Annotated in this window: 10 protein-coding genes and 3 pseudogenes; 4 read left to right on the top strand and 9 right to left on the bottom strand. The window is 67.2% G+C overall.

Annotated features, from left to right (window positions below; translation table 11 throughout):
• Window positions 1–330: 330 nt before the first annotated feature.
• Window positions 331–3,462 (bottom strand): annotated as a pseudogene (locus IF55_RS36120) (non-ribosomal peptide synthetase); the annotation flags it as partial.
• An 814-nt stretch (window positions 3,463–4,276) separates the two neighbouring features.
• On the opposite strand from IF55_RS36120, the gene IF55_RS32130 reads away from it, so the two are divergent.
• Window positions 4,277–5,722 (top strand): amidase, encoded by a 1,446-nt coding sequence (locus IF55_RS32130; protein WP_030890183.1) that lies wholly within the window; start codon window positions 4,277–4,279, stop codon window positions 5,720–5,722.
• Between the two features lie 168 nt (window positions 5,723–5,890).
• On the opposite strand, the gene IF55_RS37845 is transcribed toward IF55_RS32130, so the two are convergent.
• Complete coding sequence (locus IF55_RS37845) at window positions 5,891–6,400, bottom strand: SUKH-3 domain-containing protein (RefSeq protein WP_078645610.1); 510 nt, start codon at window positions 6,398–6,400, stop codon at window positions 5,891–5,893.
• Between the two features lie 161 nt (window positions 6,401–6,561).
• Here IF55_RS37845 and IF55_RS41585 point away from each other — a divergent pair.
• Window positions 6,562–6,770 (top strand): annotated as a pseudogene (locus IF55_RS41585) (hypothetical protein); the annotation flags it as partial.
• Between the two features lie 120 nt (window positions 6,771–6,890).
• Here IF55_RS41585 and IF55_RS32120 read toward each other — a convergent pair.
• Window positions 6,891–7,457 carry a hypothetical protein gene (locus IF55_RS32120; RefSeq protein WP_030890179.1) on the bottom strand — a complete coding sequence of 189 codons (567 nt, stop codon included), beginning with the start codon at window positions 7,455–7,457 and terminating at the stop codon, window positions 6,891–6,893.
• Between the two features lie 376 nt (window positions 7,458–7,833).
• Here IF55_RS32120 and IF55_RS32115 point away from each other — a divergent pair, with 376 nt between their 5' ends.
• Window positions 7,834–8,124, top strand: coding sequence for a hypothetical protein (locus IF55_RS32115; RefSeq protein ID WP_030890176.1), 291 nt, complete (start codon window positions 7,834–7,836; stop codon window positions 8,122–8,124).
• Between the two features lie 366 nt (window positions 8,125–8,490).
• Here IF55_RS32115 and IF55_RS38925 read toward each other — a convergent pair whose 3' ends face one another.
• From IF55_RS38925 to IF55_RS32105, 3 genes are all read right to left on the bottom strand, one after another.
• Window positions 8,491–8,982, bottom strand: a complete 492-nt coding sequence (locus IF55_RS38925; protein WP_157854542.1) for a HEAT repeat domain-containing protein — start codon at window positions 8,980–8,982, stop codon at window positions 8,491–8,493.
• Between the two features lie 521 nt (window positions 8,983–9,503).
• On the bottom strand, window positions 9,504–10,076 hold the full coding sequence (locus IF55_RS39580) for a hypothetical protein (protein WP_157854540.1): 573 nt from the start codon (window positions 10,074–10,076) through the stop codon (window positions 9,504–9,506).
• On the bottom strand, window positions 10,070–11,722 hold the full coding sequence (locus IF55_RS32105; protein WP_245661571.1) for a polymorphic toxin-type HINT domain-containing protein: 1,653 nt from the start codon (window positions 11,720–11,722) through the stop codon (window positions 10,070–10,072). The genes IF55_RS39580 and IF55_RS32105 overlap by 7 nt, the downstream gene beginning before the upstream one ends.
• Before the next feature lie 55 nt (window positions 11,723–11,777).
• Here IF55_RS32105 and IF55_RS39575 point away from each other — a divergent pair, with 55 nt between their 5' ends.
• The gene (locus tag IF55_RS39575) at window positions 11,778–11,936 is read left to right on the top strand and encodes a hypothetical protein (RefSeq protein WP_157854539.1); all 159 of its coding nucleotides are present in this window, start codon (window positions 11,778–11,780) and stop codon (window positions 11,934–11,936) included.
• 128 nt (window positions 11,937–12,064) lie between these two features.
• On the opposite strand, the gene IF55_RS32100 is transcribed toward IF55_RS39575, so the two are convergent.
• The 3 genes and pseudogenes from IF55_RS32100 to IF55_RS32090 all read right to left on the bottom strand — a co-directional run.
• Window positions 12,065–13,495: an aspartate aminotransferase family protein gene (locus tag IF55_RS32100; RefSeq protein WP_048832927.1), complete on the bottom strand. Its 1,431-nt coding sequence runs from the start codon at window positions 13,493–13,495 to the stop codon at window positions 12,065–12,067.
• Window positions 13,492–15,453 (bottom strand): 1-deoxy-D-xylulose-5-phosphate synthase, encoded by a 1,962-nt coding sequence (dxs, locus tag IF55_RS32095; RefSeq protein ID WP_048832947.1) that lies wholly within the window; start codon window positions 15,451–15,453, stop codon window positions 13,492–13,494. Before dxs ends, IF55_RS32100 begins: the two co-directional genes overlap by 4 nt.
• Before the next feature lie 24 nt (window positions 15,454–15,477).
• Window positions 15,478–15,661: pseudogene (locus IF55_RS32090) on the bottom strand (flavodoxin-dependent (E)-4-hydroxy-3-methylbut-2-enyl-diphosphate synthase); the annotation flags it as partial.

Raw genomic sequence — 15,661 nt, 5'->3', positions numbered from 1 at the left:
CCAGCCCCGGCACCACCCGGAAGCCCACCCGCAGAGCGAGTGGAAGAGCATCCCCTCTTGGAGAGGCGTGACCGGCAGCACCTCTTCCAGTCCGGGGAGGGCCGCCCGCAACTCCTCCAGTTGGCTCTGTGAGAGATCCACCAAGAGGGCGGCCGACAGGGTGTTTCCACCCCTCCCGTTCCGCCCCGCAAGGGCCGACGCCGCGTGTCCCGGCGCCGCGCTAGCGGCTTCTGACGCCCCGGCACCGGCCACCGCGGCACTGGGTGCCGCTACCGCTGCGGCCAAGCCGGCCGGGGTGCGGTGCTCGAAGATCTGACGGGTGGTGAGGGACAGACCGGTGCGCCGGGCGGCCGACACCAGCAGCATGGCGAGGATCGAGTCGCCGCCCAGCCCGAAGAAGCTGTCGTCGGGGTTCACCCCCTGCCGGCCCAGCACGTCGGCGAACAGGTCGCACAGCGCCGCTTCGAGAGGGGTACGCGCCGCCCGCGCCGGGCCCCGGTCCTCCGCCCGCGGCGCGGGCAGCGCGGCCTTGTCCAGCTTCCCGTTCACCGTGAGCGGCAACGCGTCCAGCAGTACCACCGCGCCGGGCACCATGTGCTCGGGCAGCGCCCCGGCCGCGTACGCGCGCAGAGCGAGCGGGTCGACATCCGGTGCGCCGGGCACGACGTAGCCGACCAACCGCCGCTCGCCCGGCCGGTCCTCACGCGCCACCACCGCGGCCTGGGCCACGTCCGGATGCGCCGTCAGGACTGCCTCGATCTCCCCGGGTTCGACCCGGAAGCCGCGGATCTTGACCTGCTCGTCCGCGCGTCCCACAAATTCCAACAGGCCGTCAGCCGTCCACCGCGCCAGGTCGCCCGAGCGGTACATCCGCACACCGGGCACGAAGGGCGAGGCGACGAACCGCTCCGCCGTCAGCCCCGGCCGGCCCACATAGCCGCGCGCCAGCCCGGCCCCGGCCCCGTACAGCTCGCCGACCATGCCGACGGGCACCGGCTGGAGGGCCGCGTCGAGGACGTAGACCTGAGCGTTGCCGATGGGGCTTCCGATGGCGGGCGGCGCGTCCTGCGGGCCGATGCCCTCCGGCAGCGGCGTGGCCGTGGTGATCACGGTGGCCTCGGTCGGGCCGTACGTGTTCCAGACCCGCGCTCCGGCCCGCCACCGTGCCGCCAGGTCAGAGGTCAGCCGCTCCGCGCCCAGCACCCAGTTCCGTACGCCCGGCACAGCGGCCGGATCGAGGACACCGAGGAGGGAGGGGACGACGCTCGCCACGCTCACGCCGGCCGCCGTGATCATCCGGGCCAGGGCCTCCGGCTCCGTACGCTCCTCACTCGACGCGATGGCGAGGGTGCCCCCGGCCCCGAGCGTGACCGCCACGTCCAGCACGGCCGCGTCGAAACTGAAGGACGCGAACTGAAGGGCCGTCACCCCTTCGCCCACGCCCAGCACCGGCCGCATGACCTGCGCCAGATTCGCCACACCGCCGTGCGCGACCGCCACGCCCTTCGGGCGGCCCGTCGAACCTGACGTATAGATCACATACGCCAACTGGGCCGCTGTGGGCAGGTTTTCGGTGGTCTCTGTGGCCGCTGGCCGCCTGGCTGAGTCCTCTTCAGCCGTCTCCTCCGGGACGTCCTCCAGCACGACGACGCGTGCCGCGCCGGCCGACACCTTCGCCATCGTCGCGGCCGTCGCCAGCACCACCGAGGCTCCGCTGTCGGCGACCATGAACGCCAGCCGGTCGGCGGGGTACTCCGGCGCCAGCGGTACGTACGCCCCGCCCGCCTTCCAGACCGCCAGCAGCCCTACGATCATGTCCACGTCGCGCGGCAGGCACAGCCCCACCCGCGACTCCCGGCGCACACCCAACCGCGACAGGTACCGCGCCAGCCGATTCGCCCGACTTTCCAACTCTCCGTACGACACCGCGTCCGCGCCGGCCCGAACGGCGACGGCGTCCGGGTTCTCCGCCACCCGCGCGGAGAAAAGCTCCAGAGCGGACTCCGCCTCCGCCGGCAGGCGGGGCGTCGTGCCGCATTCCCCGACGGTCAGTGAGCGTTCCGACTCGTCCAGCGTGCCGATGCGGCTCAGAGGAAGGGAAGGGGACGCTGTCGCCCCTTCCAATAGCGCGAGGAACGCTCGATGAGCGCCTTTCACCCAAGCGCGGTCGTACAGCGCGGGATTCGCCTCGAACGTGATCCGGATCGTCGCTCCATCCGCTGATTCGTGGATCAGAACGCCGAAGTCGTCGACCAGTCGATTCGAGAGGTCATGAACAGTTCCGCGGCACGGTCCGAAGCGCAGTTCCGTACCCGCTGGTGCGCCACCCACCGGAATGTCTTCGGCTGGAACGTCGCCGACTGGAATGACACGCACGTTCGGGCCGAAGCTCCGCCGGCCGTCCACCGATCGGCCCAGTTCCCGAAGAAGCCGTTCTCCCCGGAAGCGCCGATGCTCCAGTAGTTCGGCGATCGCCCGGTCCGCCTCGCCCGCGAGTTCCGCAAGGCCCGCCCCGGCCCGTACGGGAAACTGGAGGGGCAGCGCGTCAGCCGTCGCGACAGTCTCGGCGGTAGCGAATGGCGTCCGGTCCGAAATCGGCATTGTCAGTAGTGCTTCGTTCGCGCCGGCCATCCGGCCGACGAAGGCCCCGACGGCGGCGATCACCCATCGCGGCCAGCTCACGCCGCTGCGGGAAGCCTCGGCGCGCAAGCGCGCCGCCGCGGCCGGTGCCAGGGCCCCTGTCTCGCGGAGTACCGGCCGGTCGCCCCTGGCCTCGCCGTCTGCCACGCCGACGCCGTCCGACCGGTAGCCCGGAATGGCTGCGGGCTCCGGGTGGTCGGCGAAGCGCTCCAGCCAGTACGCCCGGTCGCGCGCGTAGCGCTCCGACTGCACGTACGCGGTTTCCCGCTCCATGGCCGCGCGCGGCGACGCGCCACGCGGTGCCGGGGCGGCCTCGCCGCGCGAGAGCGCCGTGTACGCCTCGGCGACACGCCGCTCCAGCAGCGCGCCCCTGGCTTCGTCCATCAGGGGCGGGCCGTAGCGGTGCGCCCAGAGGTGGCGGTCGGGGGCGAGCCGGTAGACGGTGTGGGAGAAGGCCAGTTCCGCTGCCGCGTGGGCGTTCCGTACGGCATGGGCATCCTGTGCCTCATGGACGTTCCGCGCCGCGTGGCCATCTCGTGCCGCACGGCCGCCGTCTCGTGCCGCACGAGCTTCCCGTAGGCGGAGGGCTTCCGTCCGTATGAGGTGCTCCGCCGTGCGCCGGGGGTCGCTTTCACCGCTCAGATCTACGAGCGACAGCTCGGGCTCCGGGTCGTCGGCGATCAGCCTCAGCGCACGGTCGAAGGTGTCCAGGTCGAGGGCGCCGGTCACATCGACGTACCGATGAATCGTGTCGAGCGGCACGCGGGAATTCCCCGTTTCTCGCGTCGGCCAATTGTCCTGTCGGTTACCGCCCCGCTTCATGCCGTCCCGCCGGCATTCGCCCTGCCCACGTTCGGGCAGGGGCAGCGCGTCACCATTCAGGCCGTTCATCCATTTCCCCCTCAACGGGCGGTCCCGTGCCCGAAGCGCCTACCGTTGCCGTTGCCCAGTCGGACCCCTGCCGACTGCTCGTCCCGCACTCATCCACACATCAGGCAGTGCCACACATCAGGCGGTGCCGCACATCAGGCGGTGCCGCACATCAGACGGTGCCGCTCACCGCCGAGGCGGTAACGCCCGCACCACCGCCGGCCCGTGCTCCCGCCCGGGGGAAAGGCGGCACGGATTCGCGCACGTACGGAACGTCTGTCCAGCGGCGCCGTCGGTCAGCGACGCCTGCTGAAGGGCCACCGAGGTGGCGACCCGCCCCCGTCCAGAATTTCCGGCCGCCTCCGTACGTGAGCGGCGGAAGGTGTCTGTGGTCAATGTGTTACCGCGCATCGACTCCGGAAGAGATGCGCCATTCCCAAATCCAGCTCCTTGGAATTGGACAGGCTGGCCCAAGGGATGTCAACGAATGTGATTCCGCCTCGGTTGGACGCCTGTGCATTCGCTGTGTATTCGCTGCGCGTTACGCCATCGCGAGCTGCCGGGGCGGGTCACCGCACACGTCCAATCGGGGATTTCGCGAACTTGGACAGTTGGTCACCGCACCGCGGGCATAGGCCAAAACTTAGGCAAGGCATACCTAATACGGGTTAGGCTCCTCCCGCGGGCCGCGCGGCGTGACACACGACGACGGCCCGCACGAGTTGCCGAGCGATGCAGAGTCACGTACGCGAGAGGACGGCCGTAGATGGGGCAGTTGCACGATCTCACCGCACTGGAGCAGGGCGCCGCGATACAGGCGGGGGACCTGTCCCCCGTCGAGCTGACGGAGCATTACCTGGAGCGCGTCGAGCGACTCGACGCGACCGTCGGCGCGTTCATCACGGTGACCGCCGACCTCGCGCGGCAGCAGGCGGCCGAGGCGGAACGAACGGCCCTTGCCGCCCGCCGGGAGGGCCGGAAGCTGCCGCCGCTGCACGGCGTGCCGGTGCCGGTGAAGGACGTCAACTACGTTGCGGGCGTGCGCTGCACGATGGGCTCGGCGGCGCTCGTGGACCACGTGCCGTCCGTGGACGACCACATTGCGACCAAGCTCCGCGCCGCCGGCACCGTCCTGCTCGGCAAGACCAACACCCCCGAGTTCGCCCTGCCGCCGTACACCGAGAGCCGGGTCGCGCCGCCCGCCCGCAACCCGTGGGACCTCGCACGCTCGGCGGGCGGGTCGAGCGGCGGCGCGGCGACGGCCGTCGCCTCCGGCCTGGCCCCGGTCGCGCACGGCACGGACAGCGGCGGCTCGATCCGCATCCCCTCCTCGGCCTGCGGACTCTTCGGCCTCAAGCCGAGCCGCGGCCGGGTCAGCAACGGCCCCACGCTGCACGACGTCAGCGGCATGAGCACGTCGGGCCCCTTGGCCCGTACGGTCGCGGACGCGGCGGCCCTCCTCGACGTGCTCGCCGGCCCGATGCCCGGCGATCCCTTCACCGCACCCTCCCTGCCGCCCGGCGAGACCTTCGCCCAGCACGCCCGCCGCCACCCGGGGCCGCTGCGCGTCGCCTCCATCCCCGAGCCGACCGTGCCGGGCGTACCGCTCCACCCCGACTGCCGCAAGGCCCTGGCCGAGGCGGCCGACCTCCTGCGCGAACTCGGCCACACCGTCGACGAATTGGTGCCTCCCACCGTGCCCGCCGAGGCCGGGGCCGCGCTCCTGGACGTATGGAAGGTGATGGCCGCGACCAGCCCGGTCCCGCCCGGTTCCGAGGAGTTGCTGACCCCCCTGACACGCCATCTGCGCGCGGAAGCCGCGGGGGTGTCCGGCATCGCGTACGCCCAAGGGCTCCTGGAACTCCGCAAGCTGGGCCAAATGGTCGCCGAAACCATCCAGCCGCCCGGCACCGGCTACGACATCATCCTCACCCCGACCCTGGCCCAACCCCCCGTGCCAGTCGGCTCGTTGCACGACGACGCGAACCCCGCCGCCGGTTTCGACCTGATGAGCGCGTTCACCCCGTACACGATGCTCTACAACGCCAGCGGCCAGCCCGCCGCCAGCCTCCCCCTCCACCGGAACGCCGACAACCTCCCCATCGGCATCATGCTCGCCGCCCGCTACGGCGACGAACCCACCCTCCTCTCCCTCTCCGCCCAACTGGAAGAGGCCCACCCCTGGTCCTCCCACGTCCCCGACCTGTGGTGAGAACTCGGAGCGTAGGCAAGGCTTTGGCCTTTTCGCCACCAAGGACCTGACCGTATGCCCGACGGCACCGGCGACGGACGCTGGGGGGCTGTCGCCGATGCCGTCAACCGCTGCCCACACAGCGTCTTCACAGCATGCCGGGCCGATGCTCCAGGCAGACGAGATGCGCTAGCACGGACCATCCTGCGGGCCAGGATCCAGGCCAGGGTCAGAATGCAGGCAGAGCAACGGACGCGTCGCGCAGACCGCCAGTTCCAGCGACTCCTCAAAGGTCGAACCGAGATCCCAGATCCAGCCCATGCCAGCAGCTACCACGCTTCCTCCCTCCTCCACGAAGACACTCGAATAGCTGAGCCATTCACCGATCGGGAAATAATGCCCACCGAGGACACGTTCCACCTCCACGGCGAGAGCGCGCTGACCGGATCCAGCCGCGAACGGGTCGAAGTTGTACGGCTCATCGTTGGTGAAATTGAAACCAACTCGATTAACCGGTTCAACCGACAGTCCTCCCAGTTTCGCGATGACTTCTTCAGCTAGCGGATGAATGCGGTAGCCCTCATCTTCCAATGGCTTCACCCATTGAACAGCGTCAACGGCTCTTTCTGGGTTCCACCCAGAGACAGCGAGCGCCCCGAGCGTCGCTTGGCTCAGTGAATCGAATCGAATCAAGGGCATCAGCCAATCCCCAGTTCGTTGAGGAGCCGACTGCGACGACCGCAGGGATGGGCTGGTTCACCATGACCAGCCGTACTCGATGTCGGCATGGAATCGTTCCGCGTCCTCACTGTTCGCATTGCCCCTCCCCTGGTGGCTCGGGGCCCTTCGGCAACCTGGGCCTGAAGCAGGGCCTCGGCCTCGTCGTGATCAAGGAACTCCTCGGCCACGCCCACATCGGCATCACCACCACCGTCTACGCCAACATAAGGCTCCGCCTCCAGTGAGACACCCTCGGCCTGCTCGGCACCACGCTCGACTGACGGAGCTCACGGAGACGGCCGGCACCGACGGCGACGAACCGCCGCCCTGCGCCACCCTCGTCCGCTGACGTTTCCGTCAAACGTTACAGATGCCCCGTCGATTTCATCGGCGAGGCATCTGTATTCTCTATCAGTTTCAGGTTAGGTGCCCTCCCGCGAGGAAGGGCAGGGGTGAAAATAACACCCAATTACACTGAAGTCAGTTCAGCCAGTCTCGCGCGCGCAAATTTTTGTGCACTATCTCTCATCAACTGAATGGAATCGTGGTCATCAGGGTTGCCGGTCTGGGACAGCAACGCGATGTCATCCACTTGATTTTGAAGCTCGATTTCGTACCTATCCACCCCGTCTTCCAGCTCTTCCGAGATATATTCAGCCGAGTTGAGGGCATGGTTTGAGCAACTGATCACATCCGCCAGCTTCCCAGCCGCTCTATACCTTGCCGCGTAATACAACATGGCGGCTGCATCGTAGGCGTACGCCAGCAAGCCAGGCGGCTCCTCGTCGCCCGTCAGCTCTGGAAACGAGCTGAAACTCTCGGCGATCTCATCCCAAGAGATTTGGGGCTGGGATTGCCAGAGAAGATCCATGCAGCGGATCGCCAACTCGACGTCCTGAGATCGCTCACCGTTGGCGCCTATCAGGCCGGTGAAGAGTTGAGCCGTTCGCTCTGCGCACGAGGCGACAAAAATCCTCATCTGGCCCGAACTCGCACTCTCCGAGAACTCGCGGATCGTCGACTCGATGCTTACCACCTGAAAGCCCTAATCTTTGTGCCTGATTTGTTTCTGGTAGACGCTTCCGGTTATGCGACCACCGCCCGCCCGAATGAGCGACGCGCAGGCTTCACTGCAGACACTCCTTGAGGCGCCTCCAGCGATCGAGGATCACCCCATTCCGTCGATAAATAGGAGAGCATTCTGCTCCGCATGAGTTCCGGGGATGTTTCGAGCAGGAACCGCCCTTCGGGGGTTTGCGCACTGACTACGGCAACAGTTGATTAGCTCATTGCTAGTTCGCTACCCGCTTGACCGTGAATCCCGGATACAGGGTCGGCCAAGTCTTGAGCACCGCCGCAGTTATGGACAAGGACCGGCGCAGTTCCCGCCCCCACATAATACGTGTGGTGGCATGGTTGTCGCCGCTGACGGTCAGTTTGACGAGGACCTTGCTGCCGTTGCCGATGATTGCGGAAGCCGCCCGGGGTCCGGCATCGCGTACGCCCAAGCCTTCCTGGAACTCTCGAAGCTAGGCCAAATGATCGCCGAAACCATCCAGCCGTCCGGTACCGGCTACGACATCATCCTCACCTCACCCCTGACCCAACACCCCGTGGCGGTCGGCTCGTTGCACGACGACACGAACCCCAGGGCCGGCTTCGACCCGATGAACACCTTCACGCCATTTGGGAGGCAGGGATGAGCTCCTCGTGCAAGGTGCTTCGGGGGCTGGAAGACGAGGGTCTCCTCCCACGCGCGACTCCACCCGTACCACGACGAGGCGGCACCCAACACCCTTACCCGGGCCCCTCACAGCGAAGGTTGGGTTCTGGGGGTGGAGCCTTTGGGAGGCCTCGCGAGACGCCAACGTCTCGGCGGCTCAACGCGCGCCGACGTCAGGGCAGCAGAGCGCGGCGAATTACCGCCTCGCACTGCCCTGAGCCGCTGACGTTGTCGTTCGCTACTGCCGTCACCCCCACAGAAGCCCCGCCAGGGCATGCCTGACGAGGCTTCATTTTTTGCTGAAGCAGTCGATGTTCTTGGATCTCAACAGCACCCGGGGGACGCGCTACCTCAGCATGTGACTTTCATCGAACCCAAGCTCATCTTCGATCCCCACTTCGACGGCTGCATGCCATCGGACAATGTCAGGCCATGACTGGGCCGTCATCTCACGAATACACTCATAGGCCTCCGGCGTGCCAATTTCCCCCAGAGAGGAGATGACTTTCTGACACAGCCAGTACGCCGGAGCGTCCTCGCTCACCGATTTTTCCGCTACCCGAAACAGACAGGCGACCGCGTCGACTTCTCGGATCTCGCCCAAAATATCCACGAGATCTTCTTTATTCAATCCGGCGGCATCCGAATCAAGGATCTCCTGAAGAACCTCGCAGAGGCCTGCGACCCGAAGGGAAGCGGCCAAGTTGGCGAACTTCTCAGCCCTTATCCAGTTTCCCGCACGCGCCGCTTCGCGAACCCAAGGAACGATAGCGCCAAAGACTTCAGGATGCAGGTCCGCAATGGCCTTGGCGTCCTGTTCTGTGAGAAATCCGTTCACAAGTGATTCCACTAGATCGGCTTCAGATTGTTCAGCCTTTGGTGGGGTCACCAGCCATCTACCCTTCTGAATCTAGAAATTCTCGAATTGAACACCCCGACTGATCCAGGCCTCAGACCGAAAGTATCAGCACCGCGTTCCGATTTCAGATGCACGGCATTGACATCGTGACCGATTTCTCCGGGATTTTTACCTGCCGAGACCAAGGACGTCTGCACTTGGCTCACCCAGCTCCGCTCCACCTCTGCCAATACCGCGCCCGCCCCGTCGACGCCCGGCGCAACCGGCCTCGATGCCGCGCCACCGGCCCAGTGCTGCCACAACCTGCTCTCCCCGCTGACGCTCACTCCCAGCTCCGCTGCGTGGCCCAGCGGAGCTCCCAGCAGGACGGCATGCGAGCCGGGCCAGACACCGGTCTCGGTCCGGGTCCGTAGCCGGCACCAGACCGTCACTTCGGAGCAGCCCACGGTCTGAGCCCCTGCCGTTTTATCCCGGCAGGGGCTCATCGGCATTTGCATTTCTCAGTACGACAAACGCTCCTGGAGAGCCGCTAGTCTTTCTTGGCCCATGACTCGATCAGCAACCCTCAGTTGCGCGACCTCATCAGCGGCCCCGTCTGGAGGACACGAAGAGACCACACGTTGCTGGCATTCGGTTTCCTGAGCAAAGAACATAGCAACAGGAATGTTCTGATCGAGCTGCCCCATAGCCGTCAGACAGGCATGCGCACATTTCAGGGCCGCTTCAATTTCCCCCCTCGAACGATGGAGTGCCGCATACCGCAGCGCGAGCACTGCATAGAAGGAGTAAATCTCCCCAGGATCGACAATTTCCTCATCGAAGGAATCATCAAGCTCAGGGAAATCCGACAGACAGTCCACATAACTCTGGAATTTCTTTCGCGGGACTTCGGAATTCCAGAGTTCTTCGAGCAGACGGATCACTGTATCGACGTCGTTGTCACGCCCTGGGGCATCACCGCGCAAGCCAATGAACATCTGCGCCATTCGTTCCACGCACCCCGCAACGAAGACAGCAACCTGAGCATGCGACCTTTCTCGCAGGGCTACCGCTACATCCTCGTCGACTACCACTTGAAACTCCTCTGGCGAGTTGTGGTCACACCGCTACCTCGATACACCTGGCCCATCATTTTACCGCCGGTCCCCCGGATCAACGGCGCACATATCGCCAGGCATACGTTCCGTGAGGTACCTCCCGCGACCGGAGCCCAGCCCATCTTATTAATGAATAGTAGGGCATTCTGTTCCGCGTGAGTTCCAGGAATATTGTCAGCGGCGATCTCCCCCTTACGGATAGCCGACATTTGAGCAGGCGTTAGCCCATCTCCAGAACCGGCAACAACGTTGATCGGTCCGTGCGGAGTATCCGCTCTGATCGCCGCCACCGTGCTCACCCTCTTACGGACGAACTCATCCGGCTCAGCAGAGTGAATTTCGCTTGCTCTGTCAGAGAGCCCGCAGTTATGAACCAGGACCGGCGCAGTCCCCGCCCCCACATAATACGTGTGGACACTCTCGACCGTGAGGTTGTGGACTGTCGCGTTCTGCGTCCATGCCTGGACCGCTGTGACCTGGACCCAGGTGCCGGCGCTGGTCCGGAGCCATTGGCCGGGCTTCAGGTCGCCGGCGTCGACCCATTTCTTCAGGGCGGGGACCCAGAAGGGGTGGCCTTCCGTGGCGATCAGCGCACCGGTGGTGGCGTGGTCGTCGCCGCTGACGGTCAGTTTGACGAGGTCCTTGCTGCCGTTGCCGATGATGGTGGCGACGACGGGTTCGGGCTTGGACTCGCCGGTTTCCGGGTCGGTGGCCAGGACCTTGTCGTCGGTCTTGATTTGCTCGATGGGCTTGCGGCTGCCATCGGCCATGAGCACGGTCGTGCCTGGGACGAAGCTGTTGGCCTCACAGCTCTGCGGCTGTGCTGCTTCCTTCGCCTGTTCCTTGACCTCTTCCTTGACTTCCTTCTTGATCTCTTGCTTGATGCTCTGCGAACCCTGCGGCTTCGCCTGTTTCGGCTTCGGGTTCGGTTTGGGTCTCGGCTGCGGTTTGGGGTGTGGTTTGGGCCGTTGCTTCGGGGCTTCGCGGTATTTGGCCGCGCGTTTGGGCGCCGCCTTGGCGGCCACCCGCTGCTTGACCTTGGCCGCGGCTTTCGCCGCTGCCTTTCTGGCTGCTTCAGCCCTGGCCTTGGCAGCAGCGGCCTGCGCCGCCTTCTTCTTCAGGGCCTCGGCGGCGGCACGCTTGGCTGCCTCGGCAGCGGCACGCCGTTTGGCGAGGGCGATGGCAGCGCGCTTGGCCGCCTCCCGGGCAGCGGCGATCGCTGCGCGACGGGCCGCTTCCCGTGCTGCCGCGCGGATCGCGACCTGGAGGGCGACGCGGGCGGCGATAGCGATCAGGACCGGGAAGAACTCACCGTCGGGGTCGGCCTCCGTCGCCGGTGCGTTGTTCGCGTAGGCGTACGGGTTCATCTGCTGCGGAATCCCGAAGTCGATGACCGGGTCCACCGAGACGAAGCGACCGGTGACCGGGTCGTACTCGCGAGCCCCGAGTTGGGTGAGCCCGGTGTTGTCGTCGGTTCGGCCGCCGACGAAGCCCCGTTTCCCCGGCCAGAGGCTGGGTTTGGCTCCCCGCGCCTCGCCGAAGGGGGCCAGCAGGCGTCGCTGGACCGGCGCATCCGATCCCGAGACAGGCGATGTCGTGCCCGCAAGTCTGGTGAACGGCAACACTTCCGTCTACGGGACCGCTGGCTGGCAGGTATCCAACCGTCCTCTGCTCGCTATGCCCGGCGACGCGAACAACGACGGTACGGCCGACCTGTGGGCCACAACCGCGGAGGGCACCGGCACCCTGCTGTTCCACACCACCAAGAACGGTACCCACAGCGCCCCTGTCCTCGTGGGCACCGGCGGCTGGACGGGAATCAAGGCGATCACATGAGCCGCTGACGTCCAGGCCCTGGGAACTTGCGGTTCTCCAGGGCCTGGCACGCTACGCTCCGTCGGAGCAGCGCCGGCGAGCGGGGTTCAGCGCAAGGCATGCCTGGGCCGTCCGCCGCCGGGCGGGGGTCATACGGACGAGGCCGCCCCCGAGGGGGAGTTGGGGCGGAGGGCGCTTTTGACGAGGGTGCGGCCGAAGTCCCACATGAGGCCGCTGTCCCCGTTGCCGTGGGCGTCGTCCATGACGGCGGCGAAGGCGTCGACGAAGCGGTCCACGTCGGCCTCGTCGATGATCAGCGGCGGGATGAGCTTGATGACCTCCAGGTGGTCGCCGGAGACCTGGGTGAGGATGCGGTGCTTCTGGAGCAGGGGCACGACGACCATCTGGGCGAAGAGGCCCTTGCGGGCCGCCTGGAGCATGGCCCAACGGCTGCGCAGACCAAGGGACTTGGGCTTGCCGAACTCGATCCCGATCATCAGGCCACGGCCGCGCACATCGTGCAGCAGCTCGCACTTGTCCACGAGCGCCGCGAGCCTGCCGCGCAGCAGGTCCCCGGTGTGCCGGGCCCGCGCGACGATCTGCTCGTCCTCCATGACGCTGAGCACCGCGAGCCCGGCCACCATGGCCTGGGCGTTGGAGCCGAAGCTCGCGGAGTGCACCAGGACCCGGTCCATGGAGGAGTAGACCTTCTTGAAGATCCAGTCCTTGCCGAGGGTCGCGCCGACCGGGACGTAGCCGCCCGAGAGGGACTTCGCGACGCACACCAGGTCGGGCTCCACGCCCTCCTCGTGCTGGTAGGCGAAGAAGTCGCCGGTCCGCCCGATGCCGGTCTGCACCTCGTCGGCGATCAGCAGCGCCTTGTGGCGGCGCAGCAACTCCTGCGCGGCGCGCAGGTATCCGGGCGGCGTCTCGTGCACGCCCTTGCCCTGGATGGGCTCGATGACGAAGCCGGCCACGTCGCCACGGGCCAACTCCCGCTCCAGCGCGGCCAGATCACCCATCGCGATCTCGGTGTCGGGCAGCAGCGGCGCGAATCCGTCGCGGAATCCGTCCTCGCCGTTGACGGACAGCGAACCGGTCGTCAGCCCGTGGAAGGCGTGCGTGCAGTAGAGAATCCTCGGCTTGCCGGTGGCGTAGCGCGCGAACTTCAGCGCGGTCTCCACGGCCTCCGTGCCGCTGTTGCCGAAGAAGACGCGGTCGAGGTGGGGCGCGTACGAGAGCAGCTTCTCCGCGAAGAGGCCGGGCAGCGGCTGGCAGTCGAAGCGGGTGAGGTCGGCGAGCTGGGCGTCGAGCACGTCGTGCAGCGCCTTGCGTACGACGGGGTGGTGCCGGCCCACGCCCATCACGCCGAACCCGGCGAGCATGTCCAGGTAGTCGTTGCCGTCCGCGTCCCAGAAGTGCGCGCCCTCGGCCCGTTCGTACGTCTTGTCGAAGCCGATGGTGTGCAGCATGCGCGGCAGTTGGTGGTTCAGGTGCTTCGCGTGCAGTTCATACCGCTCACCGCCGCGCTCCGCGAGGAGCTTGCCGAGGTCGAAGCCCTGCGGTCCGTCGGCTGTCATAGGTGGTTCTCCTCGCTGATCTCAAAGGCCCTCGCCGCTGCGGGGGCTGTGGTACGAGCCAGGGCCGCGCTGACGCGCCCGGCTATCTCGACGGGGGTGAGTCCGATGTCGGCCAGCACCTCGCCGCGCTTGGCGTGCGCGAGGAACTGCGGCGGGATCCCGAAGGTCCGCACCGGCAGATCCACGCCCGCGTCAGCGAGCGCCAGCGCCACGGCCGAACCGACCCCGCCGGTACGGCTGTTGTCCTCCACGACCGCCACAAGCCGGTGCCGCGACGCGAGTTCGGGCAGCGCCTCGTCGACGGGTTTGACCCAGCGCGGGTCCACGACGGTGCATCCGGTGCCGCGCGCGTGGAGCAATTCCGCTACTTCCAGGCCGACTTGGGCCATCGTTCCCACGGTGACGAGCAGTACGTCCGTACGGGCGGACGAGCCCGACAGCGAATCCGTCCCCTTATGGTCCTCCGGCCTCGCCAGCACATCCATGCCGCCCACCCTGTCGACCGCCGGTACCGGCTCGCCCACGGTCTCCTTGGGGTAGCGGATGACGGTCGGCGCGTCGTCGACGTCGATCGCCTCGCGCAGTTGCGCGCGGAGCTGGTCGGCGTCGCGCGGGGCGGCGATGCGCAGGCCGGGGACGACCTGGAGGATGGACATGTCCCACATGCCGTTGTGGGACGCGCCGTCGGTACCGGTGATGCCGGCCCGGTCGAGGACGAAGGTGACGCCGCACTTGTGCAGCGCCACGTCCATCAGGACCTGGTCGAAGGCGCGGTTCAGGAAGGTGGCGTACACGGCGAAGACGGGGTGCAGCCCGCCCGTGGCGAGGCCGGCCGCCGAGACGGCGGCGTGCTGTTCGGCGATGCCGACGTCCCAGACCCGGTCGGGGTAGGCGGCGGCGAACTTGGTCAGGCCCACCGGGTGGAGCATCGCGGCCGTGATCGCCACGACGTCGGGCCGCTCGGCCCCGATGCGTGCCATCTCGTCGCCGAACGCCGAGGTCCAGGACTGCCCGCTGGAGGGTGCGAGCGGCTCGCAGGTGAGGGGGTCCATCGCGCCGACCGTATGAAAGCGGTCGGCCTCGTCCTCCAGCGCGGGCCGGTAGCCGCGCCCCTTCTCGGTGAGGCAGTGCACGAGTACGGGGCCGTGGAAGCGTTTGGCGCGGCGGAGCGCGGATTCGACCGCGGCGATGTCATGGCCGTCGATCGGGCCGAGGTACTTGAGGCCGAGGTCCTCGAACATGCCCTGCGGGGCGAAGGCGTCCTTGAACCCCTTCTTCGCGCCGTGCAGGGACTCGTACAGCGGCTGCCCGACGACGGGCGTGCGCTGGAGGATCTGTTTGCCCCAGGACAGGACGCGTTCGTAGCCGTCCGTCGTGCGGAGGGTGGCGAGGTGGTTGGCGAGGCCGCCGATGGTCGGCGCGTACGAGCGCTCGTTGTCGTTGACGACGATGATCAGCGGGCGGTCTCTGGCCGCGGCGATGTTGTTGAGCGCTTCCCAGGCCATGCCGCCGGTGAGCGCGCCGTCGCCGATGACGGCCGCCACGTGGCGGTCCGTGCGGCCCAGCACCTCGTTGGCCTTGGCGAGGCCGTCGGCCCAGCCGAGGACGGTGGAGGCGTGGCTGTTCTCGATGACGTCGTGCTCGGACTCGGCGCGCGAGGGGTAGCCGGACATGCCGCCCTTGCCGCGCAGCTTGGAGAAGTCCTGCCGTCCGGTGAGCAGTTTGTGTACGTAGCTCTGGTGCCCGGTGTCCCACAGGATGCGGTCGGCGGGCGATTCGAAGACGCGGTGGAGGGCCAGGGAGAGTTCCACCACGCCGAGGTTGGGACCGAGGTGGCCGCCGGTCGCGGCGACCGCGTGCACGAGGAACTGGCGTATCTCCTCCGCCAGTTGGCCGAGGTTCTCCGCGGGCAGCGCCTTCAGGTCCTGCGGGCTTTTGATGTTCTCCAACAGCGACACCGACATCCCCCTCCTCGTATGTGTTCAGCCCACGGCGACGTCGGGCGTCCCGGAGGGGGCTCCCGTTGCCTCCATGTGCTCGGCGATCTTCATGGCTTCTTCGATGAGGGTCTCGACGATCTTCGATTCGGGGACGGTCTTGATGACCTCGCCCTTCACGAAGATCTGGCCCTTGCCGTTGCCGGAGGCCACCCCGAGATCCGCCTCA

Origin of the sequence: Streptomyces varsoviensis (assembly GCF_000718635.1) — a bacterium.
Classification (GTDB): domain Bacteria; phylum Actinomycetota; class Actinomycetes; order Streptomycetales; family Streptomycetaceae; genus Streptomyces; species Streptomyces varsoviensis.
The sequence above is the reverse complement of the archived record's forward strand: the minus strand, read 5'-3'. Positions and strand labels throughout refer to the sequence as shown.

Coding starts and splice junctions, on each gene's coding strand:
- IF55_RS32130 (WP_030890183.1), top strand. CDS start 4,277: ATGGGGCAGTTGCACGATCTCACCGCACTGGAGCAGGGCGCCGCGATA.
- IF55_RS37845 (WP_078645610.1), bottom strand. CDS start 6,400: ATGCCCTTGATTCGATTCGATTCACTGAGCCAAGCGACGCTCGGGGCG.
- IF55_RS32115 (WP_030890176.1), top strand. CDS start 7,834: ATGGTTGTCGCCGCTGACGGTCAGTTTGACGAGGACCTTGCTGCCGTT.
- IF55_RS39575 (WP_157854539.1), top strand. CDS start 11,778: ATGCCCGGCGACGCGAACAACGACGGTACGGCCGACCTGTGGGCCACA.
- IF55_RS32100 (WP_048832927.1), bottom strand. CDS start 13,495: ATGACAGCCGACGGACCGCAGGGCTTCGACCTCGGCAAGCTCCTCGCG.